Origin of the sequence: Donghicola sp. XS_ASV15, assembly GCF_041224595.1 — a bacterium.
In the GTDB taxonomy this organism is placed as follows: domain Bacteria; phylum Pseudomonadota; class Alphaproteobacteria; order Rhodobacterales; family Rhodobacteraceae; genus Donghicola.
This window is the reverse complement of the sequence record NZ_JBGFGN010000113.1, coordinates 49555-65693: the sequence shown is the minus strand read 5'-3', so window position 1 is coordinate 65693 and position 16139 is coordinate 49555. Positions and strand designations below refer to the sequence as shown.

Here is a 16139-nt window from a genome sequence, read left to right as displayed (position 1 = left end):
TGCCATGACGCTGTTTGCTCCGATCCAGACCCCACTGCCGGTGACCTTGTGCGACACCACCCTGCGGGATGGCGAGCAAACGGCGGGTGTGGCCTTTTCTCTGGCCGAGAAACTGGCCATTGCTCGTGCGTTGGACGACGCGGGTGTGGCCGAGATTGAACTTGGTGTGGCTGCCATGGGCTATGAGGAACTGGCCGAAATCCGCGCCTTGGCCGCGGAACTGCGGCGGGCAACCCCCGTGGTCTGGTGCCGCCTGCGCCTGAGCGATCTGGACATGGCCCAGAAGACCGGCGTTCGCCGCGTGCACCTCGCTGTGCCCACCTCGGACCGCCAGCTTGAAGGCAAATTGCGCCGCGACCGCGATTGGATTCTGACCGAGACGGCCACACTGGTCTATTGTGCGACCGAGCGCGGCCTTGAGGTGTCCATCGGTGCCGAAGATGCCAGCCGCACCGATCCCGAATTTCTGATCCGACTGGCCGAAGTGGCCGCTGCCGCGGGCGCGATCCGGTTCCGGCTGGCTGATACTTTGGGTATTCTGGACCCGATGGCGGCCTATCGTCTGGTTGCGGACCTAACCGCGCGCATCCCTCTGCCCATCGAATTTCACGCCCACAATGATTTCGGGATGGCTTCGGCCAATACAATGATGGCTGCTCATGCGGGGGCGACCCACCTGTCTGTCACCGTCAACGGGCTTGGGGAACGGGCCGGGAACGCAGCCCTCGAAGAGGTTGCTGCTGCTCTCGAAGCCAACGGAATTGCCACGGGGATCAACCTGTGTGCCTTGCCAGCGTTGTCCTTGACGGTCGCGATGGCGTCGGGCCGCGCCTTGCCGCCCGCCAAACCGATCACTGGCGAAATGGTGTTTGCGCATGAAGCCGGCATCCACGTCGATGCGATCCTGAAATGCGTGGAGACCTACGAAGATCCCCGCTGCGCTCCGGCGCGGTTCGGACGGGAACGCCAGATCGTGGTCGGCAAGCACTCAGGCGTTGCGGGTCTGCGCGCTGCTCTGGAAGCCGCAGGTCTGCCCGCCACAGACGATATCGTCGAACGACTGCGCCCCTTGCTCCGCCGTCACGCAATCAAAGTGAAACGGAGCGCCACACCAGAAGATCTGGCACGTATGGTTGCCCGTCTCACCCGCGTGCTGGCCAATAGCCCAGAGGAGCAACGGGTATGACCTTTCGCCGGCTCGTTGCGAGTGATTTTGCTGCCATCAGAGACCGCGACCCAGCGGCTCGAGGACGGATCGAAACCGCGCTGACCTATCCGGGCCTGCACGCGATTGTGGCCCACCGGATTGCCCACAGGCTTTGGAAAGCCAACTGGAAGTTCGCTGCGCGGCTGCTGTCTTATCTGGCCCGTGCGGCGACGGGGATCGACATCCATCCGGGGGCAAAAATCGCCGCTGGTTTCTTTATCGACCACGGCGCTGGTGTGGTGATTGGTGAAACCGCCGAAGTGGGTCGCGATGTAACGCTCTATCACGGCGTCACCCTTGGTGGGGTGTCTTGGTCGCCGGGCAAGCGTCACCCAACGCTAGAAGACGGGGTGATGGTCGGCGCTGGCGCGAAAATTCTGGGGCCGATCACCGTGAGGGCAGGGGCCCGCGTCGGTGCAAACTCGGTCGTGGTCGAGGAGGTTCCCGCCGAAACCACAGTCGTCGGCATCCCTGCGCGGATCGTGCAAACCGACCGCCCGCTAAACCAGACCTATAGGGTCGATTTGAACCATCATTTGATCCCCGATCCCGTGGGCCGTGCTTTGGCACAGATGACGGACCGTATTGCTTTTCTCGAGGCGCGACTGGCCGCCCGCGACCGGACTGGCGCGGCGCTGGACCGCAGCGCCCCCACCACCAAGCCCGACGGCTGCTCGGTCCATCAGGATCGACGGCCTCACTGATTTCACACGCAACAGGAGTTAAGACCATGCCCAAGGATTTCGAAGAGAACGGCGTTTTGGACCACATCGGCAAACTGTCTTCGGCTGAAGATATCTTTACCTACCTGCTGCTGCCTTTCGAGCAGGATATCGTCAACGTCTCCCGCTTGCACATCATGAAGCGGTTTGGCACATACCTGCGCGATCTGGATGCGGCAGGCAAAAACGAAGATGCCCTGTTCCTAGAGGCGCGGGCGCTTTTGGCCAAAGCCTATGGCGATTTCGTCGCGAGCACCCCGCTGAAAGAAAAAGTTTTCAAGGTTTTCAAAGACGAAGAAGCCAAACTGAAGGCGAAATTCGTTGGCATCGATACCCTGAAACTGGCGGCTGAATGATGCGCTGGGTGATGCTGCGCGTCGCGGTCGCGATCTGCTCATTGCTCACGGCTCCGGCTATGGCAGAGCCGACGCTTCTGGCGGCGGCCTCCACCAGCGGGGCGGTGGACGCGGCGATCAGCCAGTCGGGCATTGCAGCGGTCACCAGCTACGGCGCCTCGGGTGGGTTGGCCCGCCAGATTGAACAGGGCGCACCGGCTGATTTGTTCATCTCGGCAAACCCAAAATGGATGGCCTACTTGACGGACGCAGGGCTCGTGCAAGAAGACGCAGTGCTGGAATTAATGTCGAACGCGCTGGTCCTCATCGGGCCAAAAGGGGCGGCCCCCATCGCACCTGCCGAATTGCCCGCAGCGCTGGGAGGCGAGAATTTCGTGATGGCCGACCCTGAAAGCGCCCCCGTTGGGGCCTATGGCAGAGCTTCTCTTCAGGCCCTTGGAGTATGGGAGGGTATCCAAGACGGGTTCGTTCCTGTTCGCAACACCTTGGCGACCTTGACGGCAGTCTCAACCGAAGAAGCCGCCTATGGGCTCGTCTATTCCAGTGATACTGCTTTGGACGATGGGGTCACCATTGTCGCACGCTTGCCAAAGGACAGCCACCCGCCCATCCGCTATCTGATCGCACCAGTTGCCCAAGGCGAAGACGCAGTCGGGGCCAAAACCCTGACAGCCTATCTCATGTCGCCCGAGGGGCAGGACGTCCTGGCTGACTATGGTTTTGTGACCGGACCGGAGGGCATGTGATGTTCGCCCTTAGCCCCACCGAAATGTCGGCACTTATATTGTCTTTGCGGGCGTCGTCCCTTGCTGTGCTTTGGGCCTTACCCTTTGCGATTGGGCTCGGTTGGGTGCTGGGGGTGAAACGCTTCCCTGGTCATGGACTTCTGAATGCTTTTGTCCATTTGCCTTTGGTGCTGCCGCCCGTGGTGCTGGGATATCTACTGCTCTTGCTGCTCGGGCGAAAAGGGCTGATCGGTGGGCCACTCTATGAACTGCTTGGGCTCCGCATTGCGTTCAGCGAAGGCGCTGTGGTGGTTGCATGTGCAGTGGTTGGCTTTCCCCTTATGGTTCGGGCGATCCGCCAGTCCGCCGAAGCAATAGATCCTCGGCTGGCTCGCGCAGCACGCAGCTTAGGTGCATCAGAAGTGCGGGTGTTCATCACCGTGACTCTGCCGCTCATGGCGCCGGGTATTCTGACGGGGCTGACCTTGGCATTTGCTCGCGCGGTTGGAGAGTTCGGCGCGACCATCACGTTGGCGGGCAACATTCCCGGCAAAACGCAGACACTACCCTTGGCCCTGTTCACTGTGACCCAAAGCCCCGGCGGGGACGCAGCGGCCTTGCGCCTGTGCATCCTATCGCTCGTTTTAGCAGGTGGCGCACTGCTCGCGTCCGAAGCCATTGCACGCCGCACCAACCTGCAAGAGGTGCCCACATGATTGATCTACGCTTGAACCACCGCCAAGGGCACTTCCATCTGAACGTGAACCTGTCGCTCCCTGCGGCCGGGATCACGGGGCTGATCGGGCGTTCGGGATCGGGGAAATCGACGTTGTTCTCTTGCCTTGCGGGGCACCTGAAGCCACGACAGGGCTGCATTACCCTGTCGGGCCGTCCCTTGTTTAACAGCACGCTTGGGCTGAACGTGCCGCCTGCACAGCGCCGGATCGGGGTGGTGTTTCAGGATGGCCTCTTGTTTCCGCACATGTCGGTTGAACGCAATCTGGCCTATGGCTCTCAGAACCGAGGGACGGCTTTCTGGCACGAGGTTATCGAAGCGCTTGATTTGGACCATCTACTGAATGCACGCCCGCTGCGTTTGTCGGGCGGCGAACGCCAGCGCGTCGCTATTGCACGATCCCTGATGGCGGAACCTGAACTTTTGCTGCTGGACGAACCCGTCTCGGCGCTCGACCCCGCTCTAAAGGCACGGACTCTGGATTTGATCGCGCGGGTCCAGCGTCAGACGCAGATCCCGATGATCTATATCAGCCACGCTCCCGAAGAGATCCGTCGCCTGTGCCATCAGGTCGTGACCCTTCAGGACGGACAGGTGCGGTCCGTCACCGAAGGCGAAGCGTATGGCGTTGGACCGGCGCTGGCCGCAGTCGGCAAGGTGACCTGCGCTATCTAAATTTGCTGGATTTCCTAGCATCCTGCGAAATCTTTGCAGCGGCCGACCCGCAGGATGCCCAAGAAAACAAGGCCGCATGATAGGGTAGGACTCATGGAATTTGCTCAGACGCTCTCGCAACGCCAGACGATGCAGATGGGTCGGCAGATGCTGCAGTCATTGGCCATTCTGGGCATGTCCTCAAGCGACTTGTCCGACTATCTGGCCGAGCGGGCGCAGGCCAACCCCTATGTCGAATATGCTCCTCCCAGTGCGCTGGCCGCGCGTGGGGCCGAAGATTTTGACGCCCTCGCGAGTGTCGCCTCGGAGCGCCCGAGTTTGATGTCGCATGTCGCTGACCAGATCGAGCAGGCCTTCTCTGCGCCAGCAGACCACATGATCGCCCTACGCTTTGCCGAAGCGCTGGAGCCGTCAGGTTGGCTGGGACAAACCGTTGAAACTGTCGCTTTGCAGGCTGGGGTCCCCTTGGTGCGGGCAGAAAGCATCCTGAAGGTTTTGCAGGACTTTGAACCTGCGGGACTGTTTGCCCGCGATCTGGCAGATTGTATGCGGATTCAGGCCCGCGAAGCCGATGTGCTGACGTGGGAACTGGAGACGCTGATCGACAATCTGGACCTGCTTACCCAGAATCGCCACGCCGAACTGGCCGATCTGTGCGATTGCGACCTTCATGACCTACCAGAAATTGTGGCGCAACTGCGGGCGTTTTCACCAAAACCAGGCATGGCGTTTGACCACACCCCCACGCCCGTCTTTCCCCCAGATCTGATTGCCACCAAGACGGACCAAGGGTGGGTGGTCGAGTTAAACCGAGCGACCTCTGCCACGATCACGATTCGGGATGAACGCACGGAAGACGGCACATTGGACGAGGATGCCGCCGCCGATCGTCGTAGAGCATTGAACGAAGCGCGCGAACTGGCGCAGGCGTTGGAGCGGCGGGGGGATACATTGCTGCGCTCTGCCGCTGTTTTGGTGGCGCGGCAAGGCGCCTTTCTGGACGGAGGTTCTGCCTATCTGGAGCCGCTCAGCCTAGAGGATGTTGCGGCCGAGGTTGGCCTTCATGCCTCGACCGTCAGCAGAGCACTGTCGGGCCGGATGATCCAGACGCCCACGCGCGCGCTGCCGTTACGCGCCTTCTTTGCACGTGCTGTCAAAGCAACGGGAGGCGGAGCCGCTGTGTCGCGCGACCGTGCGCTCAATTTTGTCCAAGAGGTGATCGGGGCAGAGGACCGCTCAAATCCGCTGAGCGACGACCAGATCGTGAGGCTGGCCCGCGAGTCCGGTCTTCGGATCGCACGTCGCACTGTCGCCAAATACCGAGTCGCTTTGGGACTCGGGTCGTCTTACGACCGACGCCGCAAAGCCATCGCTGCCGAGGCCTGAAACCGCCCCACCCAACAAGAATGTCGTTTCCCTGTGTGCGGACTGCACAGCGAACGGGCGATCTCGGTTTCGTCCAATAAAAATTGGGGTTTTTACGCAACAACGTCCCTTCTTGGAATGGGCCTCTGCTAATCTGGATTTGCGATGTCTGCCCTCGTGGCGGCCTTTGGAGGAAGGCTACGGACGTCGTAATTCAATGGGAGGAGCTGCCAGATAGGACGCTTCGAGGATGATTGATTTGCACAGCAAGCCCGAAGACGCCGTCCCATTGACCGGTGACGGCGCCTCAAAGCCAGCAGATATCGCGCGCAGTGCCACGAATAGCATGGCGCTGGATGCGATCTATGCGATAGCCAAGACCTTTGCCACGGCCCCCGATCCGATCGAGGTCGTGCCGGAAATTTTGAATGTTCTGTCATCATTTCTGGACCTGAAACACGGTGTTCTGGCTCTTTTATCCGAGCGAAGGTCCGATGGTGAAAAAGCGCCACGGGAAACAAATCCTTATGTCATCGCCGCCACCACGTTTCCGATGACTGTCGGGACTGAGCCATCAGAGGTTTTTCCAACCAAAGTCGCGCGGCTGATGTTCAAGTCAGGGGTGCCGCTGGTGTCCTTTGATCTGGAAGAAGAGTTCGGTGCCGATGCCGTGCCGCCCCGATTGCGCGGAACTGGACAGACCATGATTGCCGTGCCCCTGCGCGATCCCGATCAGAGCCACTTTGTTCTGGGGGTACTGGCAGCATTTCGCAGCCATGACAGTCCACGGGCAGGGCAATCGGATCTAGATGTGCGTGTGCTAACCATGGTTGCGTCGCTTCTGGAACAAGCCTTGCGCTTTCGCCGTGTGATTGCCAGGGATCGTGAGCGCGCCCAAGCCGACACCCGTCGCTTGTTGCAGAGCATGAGCGAGCAGCGCGGGGACAAGCCGGTGCGCGTAAAAGTCGAAGGGATTGTCGGCGACAGTCCCGCCATTGCCGATGTGATCGCGCAGGTGAAACGCGTGGCCGCAACCCGTACGCCAGTGCTGCTGCGCGGTGAAAGCGGGACAGGCAAAGAACTATTCGCCCGCGCCGTGCACAGCCAGTCCAACCGCAGCAAAGGCCCATTTGTTCGCGTAAACTGCGCAGCTTTGTCGGAAACCCTGCTGGAGTCGGAACTTTTTGGCCACGAGAAGGGTGCCTTTACCGGTGCCAACACTCTGAAAAAAGGGCGTTTCGAGTTGGCGGATGGGGGTACGCTGTTTCTGGACGAGATCGGCGAGATCAGCCCGACCTTTCAGACCAAACTCCTGCGCGTTTTGCAGGAGGGCGAGTTCGAGCGGGTCGGCGGCACCAAAACCATCAAGGTTGATACCCGCATTGTCGCCGCCACGAACCGTGATTTGGAGGATGCCGTCGCGCGGGGGCTGTTCCGCGCCGATCTTTACTTCCGTATCTGCGTGGTCCCGATTGTACTGCCGCCGCTCAGAGAACGTCCCTCGGACATCCGCCCCTTGGCGCAACTGTTTCTGGATCGGTTCAACCAAACGAATGGGACCGAAGTTCGCTTTGCCCCGAATGCCTTTGAAACGATTTGCAAATGCAAGTTTCCGGGCAATGTGCGAGAGCTTGAAAACTGTGTGAACCGTGCGGCGGCACTGTCCGATGGTGCGGTGGTTCTGGGGCGCGAATTGGCTTGTAATATGGGATCGTGCCTTTCCGCTGAACTCTGGCGTTTGCAGGAGGGAGCCTCGCCCATTGGTGGGCTCGCGGTCGGCCGCGTTCTGACCCCCAGTGTTCGGCGCCAGCCCATAGACGATGAGCCCGAGGTAGAAGACGCGCCAGAGCGCGAGACCAGCGGCCTCGTACGTAAAAAAACCGCCAATACTGAACGCGAGGAGCTGATTGCCGCCATGGAAGAGGCAGGCTGGGTCAAGGCCAAGGCCGCACGGCTACTGGGGATGACACCCCGCCAGATCGCCTATGCTTTGCAGAAGTACGATGTTGAGGTCCGTAAAATCTAAAGCCAGAGAGACGACCCCAGACCTAAACGCGCGGCGGCCCTGTGGTCCCGCGCGTTTGCTTTTGTCCCTATGCTGCAGATGCATTGTCACACACCGGACAAAGAACACGACAAAAGAAGAGAATTCATGGGCTTAGCTGCTTGGCCTCTTCGTTGCTGTATCCATTCAGACAGACAGGACCAGTGACGCAACAGCGAGGAAACGCCATGACCGCCAATGTGATTTCACTTAACGGCCTTTCGGTCGGATCAAAGGACAGCCTGACCAAGGCACTCGAGTCCGAAGGGTGTTCTTCGTCCAGTTGTGGATCGTCCGATGCGCCCGAAGACATGGATCCGGCGACGTGGGCAAAGGTGAAAGACCACCCATGTTACTCCGAAGAGGCCCACCATTATTTCGCTCGGATGCACGTAGCCGTTGCGCCCGCCTGCAACATCCAGTGCAACTACTGTAACCGCAAATACGACTGCGCGAACGAAAGCCGTCCCGGTGTGGTTTCAGAGCGCCTGAACCCCGAGCAGGCCGCGCGTAAAGTCATTGCGGTGGCCAACGAGATTCCGCAACTGTCGGTGTTGGGGATCGCGGGGCCGGGGGATAGCGCTTATGATTGGCGCAAGACCAAAGAGACCTTTCAGCGCGTGGCGGAAACGTTGCCCGATATCAAGCTGTGCCTGTCGACCAACGGTCTGGCGCTGCCCGATCATGTTGATGACCTGCTGGATATGAACATCGACCACGTGACCCTGACGATCAACATGATCGACCCCGAGGTCGGCACAAAGATCTATCCTTGGATTTTCTACGAACACAAACGCCGCATGGGCCTAGAGGCCAGCCAGATCCTGCACGAGCGCCAGATGCAATCGCTGGATATGCTGCACGAGCGGGGCATCCTAGTGAAGGTCAACTCTGTCATGATCCCCGGGATCAACGACGAACACCTGCTCGAGGTGAATAAAGAGGTGAAGAAGCGCGGGGCCTTCTTGCACAACATCATGCCGCTGATTTCCGCGCCCGAGCACGGGACGGTCTTTGGCCTTGAGGGCCAGCGCGGCCCGACCGCTGCGGAACTGAAGAAATTGCAGGATGCCTGTGCGGGCGGCGCAAACCTGATGAAGCATTGCCGCCAATGCCGTGCGGATGCGGTTGGTCTCTTGGGCGAGGATCGGGGTCAGGAATTCACAATGGATCTGGTCCCCGATGAGGTCACCTACGATCCCGAAAAGCGCGAGACCTATCGCGAATGGGTTGCCAAAGAACGCGAAGACCGCCGGAACGCCGCCGCCGTGGCCAAGGCGGAAACCGATGCTGCTGTGGCGGACGAAGCAGAGGCGCTTTTGGTCGCTGTGGCCACCAAAGGAGGCGGTCGTATAAACCAACACTTCGGCCATGCGACCGAGTTCCAGATTTTCGAGGTCGACGCAGAGGGCGTCCGCTTTGTTACCCACCGCCGTTGTGACAATTATTGCGTGGGCGGCTATGGCGAAGAAGACAAGCTGGAACTGGTGATCAAAACCCTCGAGGGGATCGACACCATCCTTTGTGCCAAAATCGGCGATTGCCCGCGCGAGGATCTGGAAAAGGCTGGGATCACCGCCATTCAGGACTACGCCTACGACTACATCGAGACCGCAGTCTCGGCCGTTTATCGGGCACGTCATGGCCTACCTGCGGCAGAAATCGAAACCGCCTAAGTCCAGACACCGTAGGGGCAGCGCGCTCTCCCGCGCCGCCAGGATTGATCCCTTTGCCGCGAATGGAGACCCGCATGGCCCTTCAGATTATCCAGTCCAATTGCACCGTGTGCGGTGCCTGCGAATTCGAATGCCCCAACGCTGCGATCAAGTTCGAAAGCGACACCTATATTATCGACCCAGAGCTCTGCACCGAATGCAAGGGCAGCTACGACAACCCCCAATGCGCCGAGGTCTGTCCGGTGCCCGAAACCTGCGTTCCGGCTTGATCCGATGCCCGAAGGTCCCGCACCGGTCGACTGGCAGGGCAACGCGCTGGACTGCGCCGCCTGCCGCTACCGCGATCTGTTGGATCGGGGGCAATGCGGGCAGGGATGGGCCTGTGCTCATGACCGGTACGCCAAGCGGATCGAGCGATTCTTTTTGCTCAACCCAGACCATGCGGACGAATGTCTGAGCCATCCCTATTTTGAGACGCGGATGAATGCCGCGCGGGTGGCCTCGGTCTTTCGGTTAGCTCGGCTCTTGACGGATCAGGATGCAGGTGTGCGAGCCATGGCGATCCTGCGCCTGCCGCGCCGACATGCCGAGCGCAAGATCAAGGATCCCGACCGCCGCGTGCGGATCGCCGTGGCTCACAGGCTGCCTTTGGACCGGCTTTTGCCCATGTGCTCGGACGAGGACAGCTATGTGCGGTCAATCGTGGCGCGCCGGGCAGAGTCTGGGATGCTTCCGGTGATGATCCCCGACGAGGATCCTGAAATCCGCCGCATCGTGGCTCGCCGCATCGGGGAGCGTTGGCTGGACCGTTTCCGTAATGATCCGGACCCTCTGGTGCGCCGCGAGGCTGCGCTGCGCCGCCCCAGCCTGTTTGTCGGGGATGCAGATCTGCGCGTGCGCCACGTTGCCGCCGAAGAGGGCAGTGCAGAGGATGCCCAAGCCCTGTTGAACGACCCCGAAGACATCATCCGAGAGACCGCCGCTCTGCGTCTCCAACAGTTGAAAGAAGGAGTTTGACCCATGTCCACAGACGACCGTGAAATCGAGGTCTACCGTGATCCGGCCTTCGCGCCGGGAGACAAGGTGATCTCCAAGAAAAACGTCAAGAACGACGGCACTATGGCCGGCAAAGAGATCGGTGAGACCGTGGTCCGCAAGGGCGACGAAGGCTATGTGCGCGATATCGGCGTCTTTTTGCAGCAGTTTTACATCTACGCGGTCGATTTCGTGGGACGCGGCAGCATCGTCGGAATGCGCGAACGCGAATTGACTCCGGCCGACCCCGATCGCACCCGCCTGACCGGCAGCAGTGATTTGCAATCCCACATCGTTACCCGCCCCGAAAAGGAACCCGCCCAATGAAGGTCATGATCCGCAGAACCCCCAAGGGCCTCGAGGCCTATGTGCCCAAAAAGGACCTCGAAGAGATGATCGTCGAGATGGAAAAGCCCGAACTTTGGGGCGGTTGGGCCAAGCTGGCGAACGGGTGGGTCTTTGCCATGCCTGAATTTGACGAGGATCCCAAGCTGCCCATCACCGTCGAGGCCCGCCGCCTGACCACCGCAGAAGAGGATTGAGCCATGTCTGATCTAGATATCCTAGAAGAAGCCATGAACGAAGTCGCAGGCGGCAAACGCGTCGCCTATCTGGGGCCGGGCGTATCGGCCTTGTCGGGCGGCAGCGCACCGACCACGCCCGAAGCCCTGTGTGCCAAGATCGAGGCAGAGGTGCGCGCGCCCCGCCGCGCCTCGGGCAACATGTGGTCCGTTGCGCAATATGTCGAAAGCCGCAAATTCCGCGCGACCCTGAATGACATTGTCCAGCGCGCCTTTGCGGACAGCGGAGCAGGGGCGAACCCGATCTATGACTGGATCGCGCGCATCAAGCCGCCCTTGGTTGTAGATGTCTGGTACGATGATGGTCTGTTGGACGCGATGAAACCGGGAAATTGGGGCCTTGTCCAAGGGGTGAGCCGCAATGGGGAGTGGATCGACATCTTCACGCGAACCTATGATAGCGCGGGAAGCGAAATCGACGCGCCGGATCCCGCGTGGGACACGCTGGTCTACAAGCCCCATGGCCGCGCTGCCAAAGGCTCCAGCTTCTTGCTGTCAGATAGCGACTACGTTGAAGTCCTGACCGAAATCGACATCCAGCGCCCGATTCCCGAAGAAGTCCAGATGCGCCGGACCGGTCGGCCATTCCTGTTCGTGGGGTGCCGGTTCGACGATCAGATGCTTCGGACCTTTGCGCGCCAGATTGTAAAGCGGTCGTCGTCGGGCCATATCGCCCTGATTGATGGCCCTCTGACACGCATGGAACAGAGGTTCATGGAAGAATTAGGGATCACGCGGCTCGACTTGCCAGCCTCTGCCATGTCAGAGGCGCTGACCGTGCCAGAGGGCTGATGCGCGAAGTCTGTTGATCCCGATTGAAGTCGGGATCAAGGTTTGCATGTCGCGCTGATCTACCTTGTGTGGTTGGTCGGTCACAACGTCACCGCCGCATTCTGGGGGTAATCCGGCCTGTGCATGTCCGCAGGTAGGCCTGCCGTCATAACCTTCTGAATATCTGTGCAATGAAAATCAGGCAGCTGCTTGGCCAAACGTTCGGACCCAAGGCGATGGGGTGTCTGCCACAAATACCGCATTTCCAAGAGCTCGCGTGCCAATTCCCAGACAGGTGCGGCCAGACGCATTTGCCACCACGCGAATTCCTTGACGCTCAGGTTGCGGCCCGTCGCGGTTTCTAGAGCTCGGGCAAGGTCCGAGATCGTAAAATTCATGCCGCCGCAGCACAGGTCCGTCCAAGCGGGCAGCTGTGCGCGCATCTCAGCCAGCCGAACTGCGCAATTGGCCCAATCTGGCAGATAGGTATAGGCGTGCATGACATCCGGCGCCCCGAGCGCTGTGACCACGCCCTTGCGAATGGCACGAAGATGGACGATCCCCATCAGATCGTCATCGCCAGCGGTCGCCGAGATGAAATCTCCGGCCCGCAGTATAATCGTCTGGATGCCTGCAGACTCATAGGCGCGCTCCATTTCCTCGCGGATGTGACCTTTGCGACTGACGGGGCGGTGCGGCGTGGCCTCGTCCCACAGCCCCGGCCTGTCACCAAAAACATATAGGTTGCCTGGAATGATCACGGTGGCCTCGTTTGCCCGCGCCGCAGCAATTACATCCGCGGTGATTTCAGGGATGAGCTCGGCCCAGTTGTGGTAGTTTGGCGGGTTTAGGCCGTTTACGATGACATCCGCGCTTTTGGCTTGGGCTGTCATATCGCGGGCCTTGCGATCATAGAGCCGTACGGTCCAACCCGCCGCATTGAACGCCTTGTGAGCATGACGGCCGATCTTGCCGCTAGCGCCAAGGATGAGAACTGTGCCAGTCATTTCAAAACTCCTCGTTTTCAACTCCTGATAGAATTTTGAGGCATTCATAGAGATATAAAAATTGCCAGAATCTAGAGATCAGGTATTCATTGGTGAATGGATGTGCCATTTGAGGATCTGGACTGGACCCTGCTCAAGGTGTTCGCATGTGTTGCTCGGACTGGATCTTTGTCCGGCGCGGCACGGGCGTTGGGCAGCTCGCAACCGACGGTGGGGCGTCAGGTTCATGCGCTGGAAAAGGCGCTGGGCGTGGAGCTATTTTTCCGACAACCCAGAGGTCTTGCGATCACGCAAGCAGGGCGGACACTGCTGCCCCACGCAATCAAGATGGCAGAGGCAGCCGCACAAATGCGCCTTGCGGCTGCGGGCGCCGATCCGGGGCTGTCCGGCACTGTGCGGATAACGGCATCGGTGGCGATCTCGCATTATGTCTTGCCCGCCGCCTTGGCGGAGCTGCGTGAAACGGCGCCGCTTCTTCATGTTGATTTGGTGCCGTCGGACCGGACCGAAAACCTGCTCTTTCGCGAGGCGGATGTCGCGCTGCGAATGTACAGGCCCAAACAGTTGGATATGATCACCCGCCATCTTGGCGACCTTCCCATCGGGATTTTCGCCGCCCAAAGCTACCTTGCGCGGAAAGGTCGTCCGACGCATTTGTCAGATCTGAAGCATCACGATCTGATCGGCTATGATCGAAGTGACCTTTTGCTCAGAGGGATGCGTGCCCTTGGGGTTGAGGCAACGCGGGACAGCTTTGTGCTGCGGACCGACAACCAGTCCGTCTACTGGGAGATGGTGCGCGCGGGCTGTGGCATCGGCTTTGGGCAGGTGAGCCTTGTCCGCGAAGAGGATCAACTGGAGCGCCTGTTGCCAGAGGTGCAGACGCCGGGGCTGCCAGTCTGGCTTACTGCGCCAGAGGTTCTGCGACACACGCCGCGCGTCGACTGCGTTTGGCAGGCACTAGAGCGGGCGATGCTGATGCACATCCGAGCGGCAAAAAGCAGCCCTGGTTCAGAATAGATTGGAAGCGTTCCGAGGTATTGATGGCAACAGACGAAAGGTCAACTTCGGGCCCGACGTCGGCTTTGCCTTTTGGTTGGAGCCACCCAACAGCCGCGGACACGACAATTGTCGAGAGCAAAGCGCCTCAGAGACCTGCCGCGTACGGGGGGAGCCGGTTTCCTTTTTTATGCGGCCGCAGCTCTCAGGTCCGCCGTGTCCAGCATCCTTCGGGCGGTTGGCCCATAGGCCAGTTCCGCTTCGGCCAATGAGCCGATCATTGTGAACTGAGGGAAGACAGAGAGAAGATCATCAATGGCTTCGGTGCACAAAGCCCGCAGCGCTTGCGGTCCGGGATACATGCTTTCTGTGGCGATGCCTTCGGCGTAGATCAGTTCGTGACGTTCGAACATGATGTGGTAGTAGGTGACGCGCTTGCGGCCCTTGGCAACGCGCACGCCGGCCACATCCGCCTTGACCATCTGGATCGCGCGAACCAGCCTATCCTGCTCGGGTAGCAGGAATGCGTGTTGACGAGAGACCACCAGATCACGATCCGAACCGAACACCCGGGCATTTACCACAATCGGGCGCAGCTTGGGGTTCTCGATCATGTCTTGTTCGGTGTAATGCGATGCCCCGATCCACTTGATGGGCTGCAGCCCGCGATCGACAGTGTGCACCAAGTCACCAATTTTCAGCTCCTCGATCGGCCGGTTGCCTTTGGCGGTGTGGATCATCGTGCCGTCGGTAAAGCAGACGACACCGGTTGTGTCTGTCGTGAAGTCACTGATCGTCGCGCCTTCGAAGACGATACCGTCCCCGCCAGCGAACTGTGTGTTGTTCGAGTAGTCGGCGGCGTTCGACTGGTTGAGGATGCCGTCATCCAACCAGTCAGCCCGCAACTCGTTCATCGAGTCATAGTAGGATGACAGGTCGATGAAGTCGTTGTTGGTGTTGATCCCGTCCGAAATCGAACCGGTGTTGCCGAAGTTGAAATCGGCAATCGTGTCCAAGCCATCGCCGGGCACATAGTAGAAGTAGTCGTCGCCGTCGCCACCGATCAGGCTATCGTTGCCAGTCAGGCCATATAGGCTGTCGTTCCCCGTACCCCCATCGAGCGTGTCGTTTCCTTCGCCACCAATGAGGTAGTCGCTCCCGCCATCGCCGGAGATATAGTCATTGCCCTGTTCGCCCCAGAGGACGTCCACCCCTTCGCCACCATACAGGAAGTCGTCACCTTCTTCGGCATGGATTTCGTCGTTTCCTGCGTCGCCATGGATCGTTTCCGAAGCAGCGCCCGACCAGACGGTATCATCACCGTCTCCGCCATAAATCAGAGCCTCACCCATGAGGTGATCGAACTCGACGTCATCGATAAGGTCATTGCCCGCGCCGCCGTAGACGGTGTCGTTGCCATCGCCGTAGTAGATGGTGTCGTTGCCATCGCCACCGTAAATCAGGTCGTCTTCGTCGCCAGCGCGAATAGAGTCCGCACCGATGCCACCGTCGATGGTGTCCGCGCCGGTCCCCCCGTAAATGGTATCGTCGCCGGTTCCACCATCGATCGAGTCGTTGCCTCCGGCGCCATCGATCGTATCGTTTCCGTCATTGCCGTAGATGACGTTGCTGTTGTCATCGATTGCATGTCCTTCGGCATCGACATAGCCAAAACCCATGTTGTCGTTGCCCGATGTCCCGTCGACAGGGCCAGCAAAATTTTGGTCTTCGCGGTACCCATGGAGGTCGCCGTTGTTGTCGCCGGTGTTTCGGGTGACTGAATTCAGGCTCAGCGACTCAATCGGTTTGGCGGTTAGCGCTTGTTGATCAGAGTTGTTCGACGTTTCGGGCGCGAGATAGGTATGACCGTTGGTATCTTGGAAGACATAAGCGGTAATATTCGCTGTCGTTCCATCGAGGTAGGTCAGCGTAATGCTGTACTCAGCAACAGCATCAAAATCGCGCGGACTACCACCGTCTATTCGAAACCGATCGTGGCCGCCGCCGTTGTCGACATCGTAGGTGTCGTTGTCGTCTTCACTCAGGCGATCTGCGGTAAGTTGATGTGTGTGATCATAAGCGGGATTGCCGCTATCATAGTATGACCCCAGAATGCCCGCAGCATTTTCCGCGGTCTCATCGCCTTGAACAGTGTCGATCAGCGACAGTTGGCCTAGGTAGAGAACCTGGAACGTAGAAGATATCGGCATAGCACTCTCGAACTTAACTCGGGCAAAGTT

17 protein-coding genes are annotated in these 16139 nt (G+C 59.7%); 15 read left to right on the top strand and 2 right to left on the bottom strand.

All coding sequences use genetic code 11. From position 1 onward, the window contains the following. Positions 1-4 precede the first annotated feature (4 nt). The 14 genes from nifV to AB9K37_RS05270 all read left to right on the top strand — a co-directional run bounded on the left by nifV (position 5) and on the right by AB9K37_RS05270 (position 11914). Positions 5-1186: a homocitrate synthase gene (gene nifV / locus AB9K37_RS05335; protein ID WP_369835895.1), complete on the top strand. Its 1182-nt coding sequence runs from the start codon at positions 5-7 to the stop codon at positions 1184-1186. Beyond that, the gene (cysE, locus tag AB9K37_RS05330) at positions 1183-1911 is read left to right on the top strand and encodes a serine O-acetyltransferase (RefSeq protein WP_369835894.1); all 729 of its coding nucleotides are present in this window, start codon (positions 1183-1185) and stop codon (positions 1909-1911) included. The genes nifV and cysE overlap by 4 nt, the downstream gene beginning before the upstream one ends. A 26-nt stretch (positions 1912-1937) precedes the next feature. Continuing rightward, complete coding sequence (nifW, locus tag AB9K37_RS05325) at positions 1938-2285, top strand: nitrogenase stabilizing/protective protein NifW (protein WP_369835893.1); 348 nt, start codon at positions 1938-1940, stop codon at positions 2283-2285. Further along, complete coding sequence (gene modA / locus AB9K37_RS05320; protein WP_369835892.1) at positions 2282-3031, top strand: molybdate ABC transporter substrate-binding protein; 750 nt, start codon at positions 2282-2284, stop codon at positions 3029-3031. Before nifW ends, modA begins: the two co-directional genes overlap by 4 nt. Next, positions 3031-3726: a molybdate ABC transporter permease subunit gene (gene modB / locus AB9K37_RS05315; RefSeq protein ID WP_369835891.1), complete on the top strand. Its 696-nt coding sequence runs from the start codon at positions 3031-3033 to the stop codon at positions 3724-3726. Before modA ends, modB begins: the two co-directional genes overlap by 1 nt. Further along, positions 3723-4421 carry an ATP-binding cassette domain-containing protein gene (locus AB9K37_RS05310; protein ID WP_369835890.1) on the top strand — a complete coding sequence of 233 codons (699 nt, stop codon included), beginning with the start codon at positions 3723-3725 and terminating at the stop codon, positions 4419-4421. Before modB ends, AB9K37_RS05310 begins: the two co-directional genes overlap by 4 nt. A gap of 93 nt (positions 4422-4514) precedes the next feature. Beyond that, a complete protein-coding gene (gene rpoN / locus AB9K37_RS05305) occupies positions 4515-5807 on the top strand; it encodes an RNA polymerase factor sigma-54 (protein ID WP_369835889.1) in 1293 nt (430 codons plus the stop codon). Positions 5808-6036: 229 nt separating this feature from the next. Next, positions 6037-7812: a nif-specific transcriptional activator NifA gene (gene nifA, locus AB9K37_RS05300; RefSeq protein WP_369835888.1), complete on the top strand. Its 1776-nt coding sequence runs from the start codon at positions 6037-6039 to the stop codon at positions 7810-7812. A gap of 206 nt (positions 7813-8018) precedes the next feature. Continuing rightward, positions 8019-9506: a nitrogenase cofactor biosynthesis protein NifB gene (nifB, locus tag AB9K37_RS05295; RefSeq protein WP_369835887.1), complete on the top strand. Its 1488-nt coding sequence runs from the start codon at positions 8019-8021 to the stop codon at positions 9504-9506. A 74-nt stretch (positions 9507-9580) separates the two neighbouring features. Then, positions 9581-9775: a 4Fe-4S binding protein gene (locus tag AB9K37_RS05290; protein WP_369835886.1), complete on the top strand. Its 195-nt coding sequence runs from the start codon at positions 9581-9583 to the stop codon at positions 9773-9775. A 4-nt stretch (positions 9776-9779) separates the two neighbouring features. Next, positions 9780-10523 (top strand): 4Fe4S-binding leucine-rich repeat protein, encoded by a 744-nt coding sequence (locus tag AB9K37_RS05285; RefSeq protein ID WP_369835885.1) that lies wholly within the window; start codon positions 9780-9782, stop codon positions 10521-10523. Positions 10524-10526: 3 nt separating this feature from the next. Continuing rightward, positions 10527-10868, top strand: coding sequence for a nitrogen fixation protein NifZ (locus AB9K37_RS05280; protein WP_369835884.1), 342 nt, complete (start codon positions 10527-10529; stop codon positions 10866-10868). Beyond that, positions 10865-11083, top strand: coding sequence for a putative nitrogen fixation protein NifT (gene nifT, locus AB9K37_RS05275; RefSeq protein ID WP_369835883.1), 219 nt, complete (start codon positions 10865-10867; stop codon positions 11081-11083). The genes AB9K37_RS05280 and nifT overlap by 4 nt, the downstream gene beginning before the upstream one ends. 3 nt (positions 11084-11086) lie before the next feature. Next, on the top strand, positions 11087-11914 hold the full coding sequence (locus AB9K37_RS05270; protein WP_369835882.1) for an SIR2 family protein: 828 nt from the start codon (positions 11087-11089) through the stop codon (positions 11912-11914). 80 nt (positions 11915-11994) lie between these two features. Here AB9K37_RS05270 and AB9K37_RS05265 read toward each other — a convergent pair whose 3' ends face one another. Continuing rightward, a complete protein-coding gene (locus tag AB9K37_RS05265; protein WP_369835881.1) occupies positions 11995-12900 on the bottom strand; it encodes an NAD-dependent epimerase/dehydratase family protein in 906 nt (301 codons plus the stop codon). Between the two features lie 96 nt (positions 12901-12996). On the opposite strand from AB9K37_RS05265, the gene AB9K37_RS05260 reads away from it, so the two are divergent. Beyond that, on the top strand, positions 12997-13920 hold the full coding sequence (locus tag AB9K37_RS05260; protein ID WP_369835880.1) for a LysR family transcriptional regulator: 924 nt from the start codon (positions 12997-12999) through the stop codon (positions 13918-13920). Between the two features lie 167 nt (positions 13921-14087). On the opposite strand, the gene AB9K37_RS05255 is transcribed toward AB9K37_RS05260, so the two are convergent. Then, positions 14088-16109: a Hint domain-containing protein gene (locus AB9K37_RS05255; RefSeq protein ID WP_369835879.1), complete on the bottom strand. Its 2022-nt coding sequence runs from the start codon at positions 16107-16109 to the stop codon at positions 14088-14090. Positions 16110-16139 lie beyond the last annotated feature (30 nt).

What these genes read in the sequence shown, in the direction of transcription:
- nifV (WP_369835895.1), top strand. Translation starts at nt 5, where the DNA reads ATGACGCTGTTTGCTCCGATCCAGACCCCACTGCCGGTGACCTTGTGC.
- cysE (WP_369835894.1), top strand. Translation starts at nt 1,183, where the DNA reads ATGACCTTTCGCCGGCTCGTTGCGAGTGATTTTGCTGCCATCAGAGAC.
- nifW (WP_369835893.1), top strand. Translation starts at nt 1,938, where the DNA reads ATGCCCAAGGATTTCGAAGAGAACGGCGTTTTGGACCACATCGGCAAA.
- modA (WP_369835892.1), top strand. Translation starts at nt 2,282, where the DNA reads ATGATGCGCTGGGTGATGCTGCGCGTCGCGGTCGCGATCTGCTCATTG.
- modB (WP_369835891.1), top strand. Translation starts at nt 3,031, where the DNA reads ATGTTCGCCCTTAGCCCCACCGAAATGTCGGCACTTATATTGTCTTTG.
- AB9K37_RS05310 (WP_369835890.1), top strand. Translation starts at nt 3,723, where the DNA reads ATGATTGATCTACGCTTGAACCACCGCCAAGGGCACTTCCATCTGAAC.
- rpoN (WP_369835889.1), top strand. Translation starts at nt 4,515, where the DNA reads ATGGAATTTGCTCAGACGCTCTCGCAACGCCAGACGATGCAGATGGGT.
- nifA (WP_369835888.1), top strand. Translation starts at nt 6,037, where the DNA reads ATGATTGATTTGCACAGCAAGCCCGAAGACGCCGTCCCATTGACCGGT.
- nifB (WP_369835887.1), top strand. Translation starts at nt 8,019, where the DNA reads ATGACCGCCAATGTGATTTCACTTAACGGCCTTTCGGTCGGATCAAAG.
- AB9K37_RS05290 (WP_369835886.1), top strand. Translation starts at nt 9,581, where the DNA reads ATGGCCCTTCAGATTATCCAGTCCAATTGCACCGTGTGCGGTGCCTGC.
- AB9K37_RS05285 (WP_369835885.1), top strand. Translation starts at nt 9,780, where the DNA reads ATGCCCGAAGGTCCCGCACCGGTCGACTGGCAGGGCAACGCGCTGGAC.
- AB9K37_RS05280 (WP_369835884.1), top strand. Translation starts at nt 10,527, where the DNA reads ATGTCCACAGACGACCGTGAAATCGAGGTCTACCGTGATCCGGCCTTC.
- nifT (WP_369835883.1), top strand. Translation starts at nt 10,865, where the DNA reads ATGAAGGTCATGATCCGCAGAACCCCCAAGGGCCTCGAGGCCTATGTG.
- AB9K37_RS05270 (WP_369835882.1), top strand. Translation starts at nt 11,087, where the DNA reads ATGTCTGATCTAGATATCCTAGAAGAAGCCATGAACGAAGTCGCAGGC.
- AB9K37_RS05265 (WP_369835881.1), bottom strand. Translation starts at nt 12,900, where the DNA reads ATGACTGGCACAGTTCTCATCCTTGGCGCTAGCGGCAAGATCGGCCGT.
- AB9K37_RS05260 (WP_369835880.1), top strand. Translation starts at nt 12,997, where the DNA reads ATGGATGTGCCATTTGAGGATCTGGACTGGACCCTGCTCAAGGTGTTC.
- AB9K37_RS05255 (WP_369835879.1), bottom strand. Translation starts at nt 16,109, where the DNA reads ATGCCGATATCTTCTACGTTCCAGGTTCTCTACCTAGGCCAACTGTCG.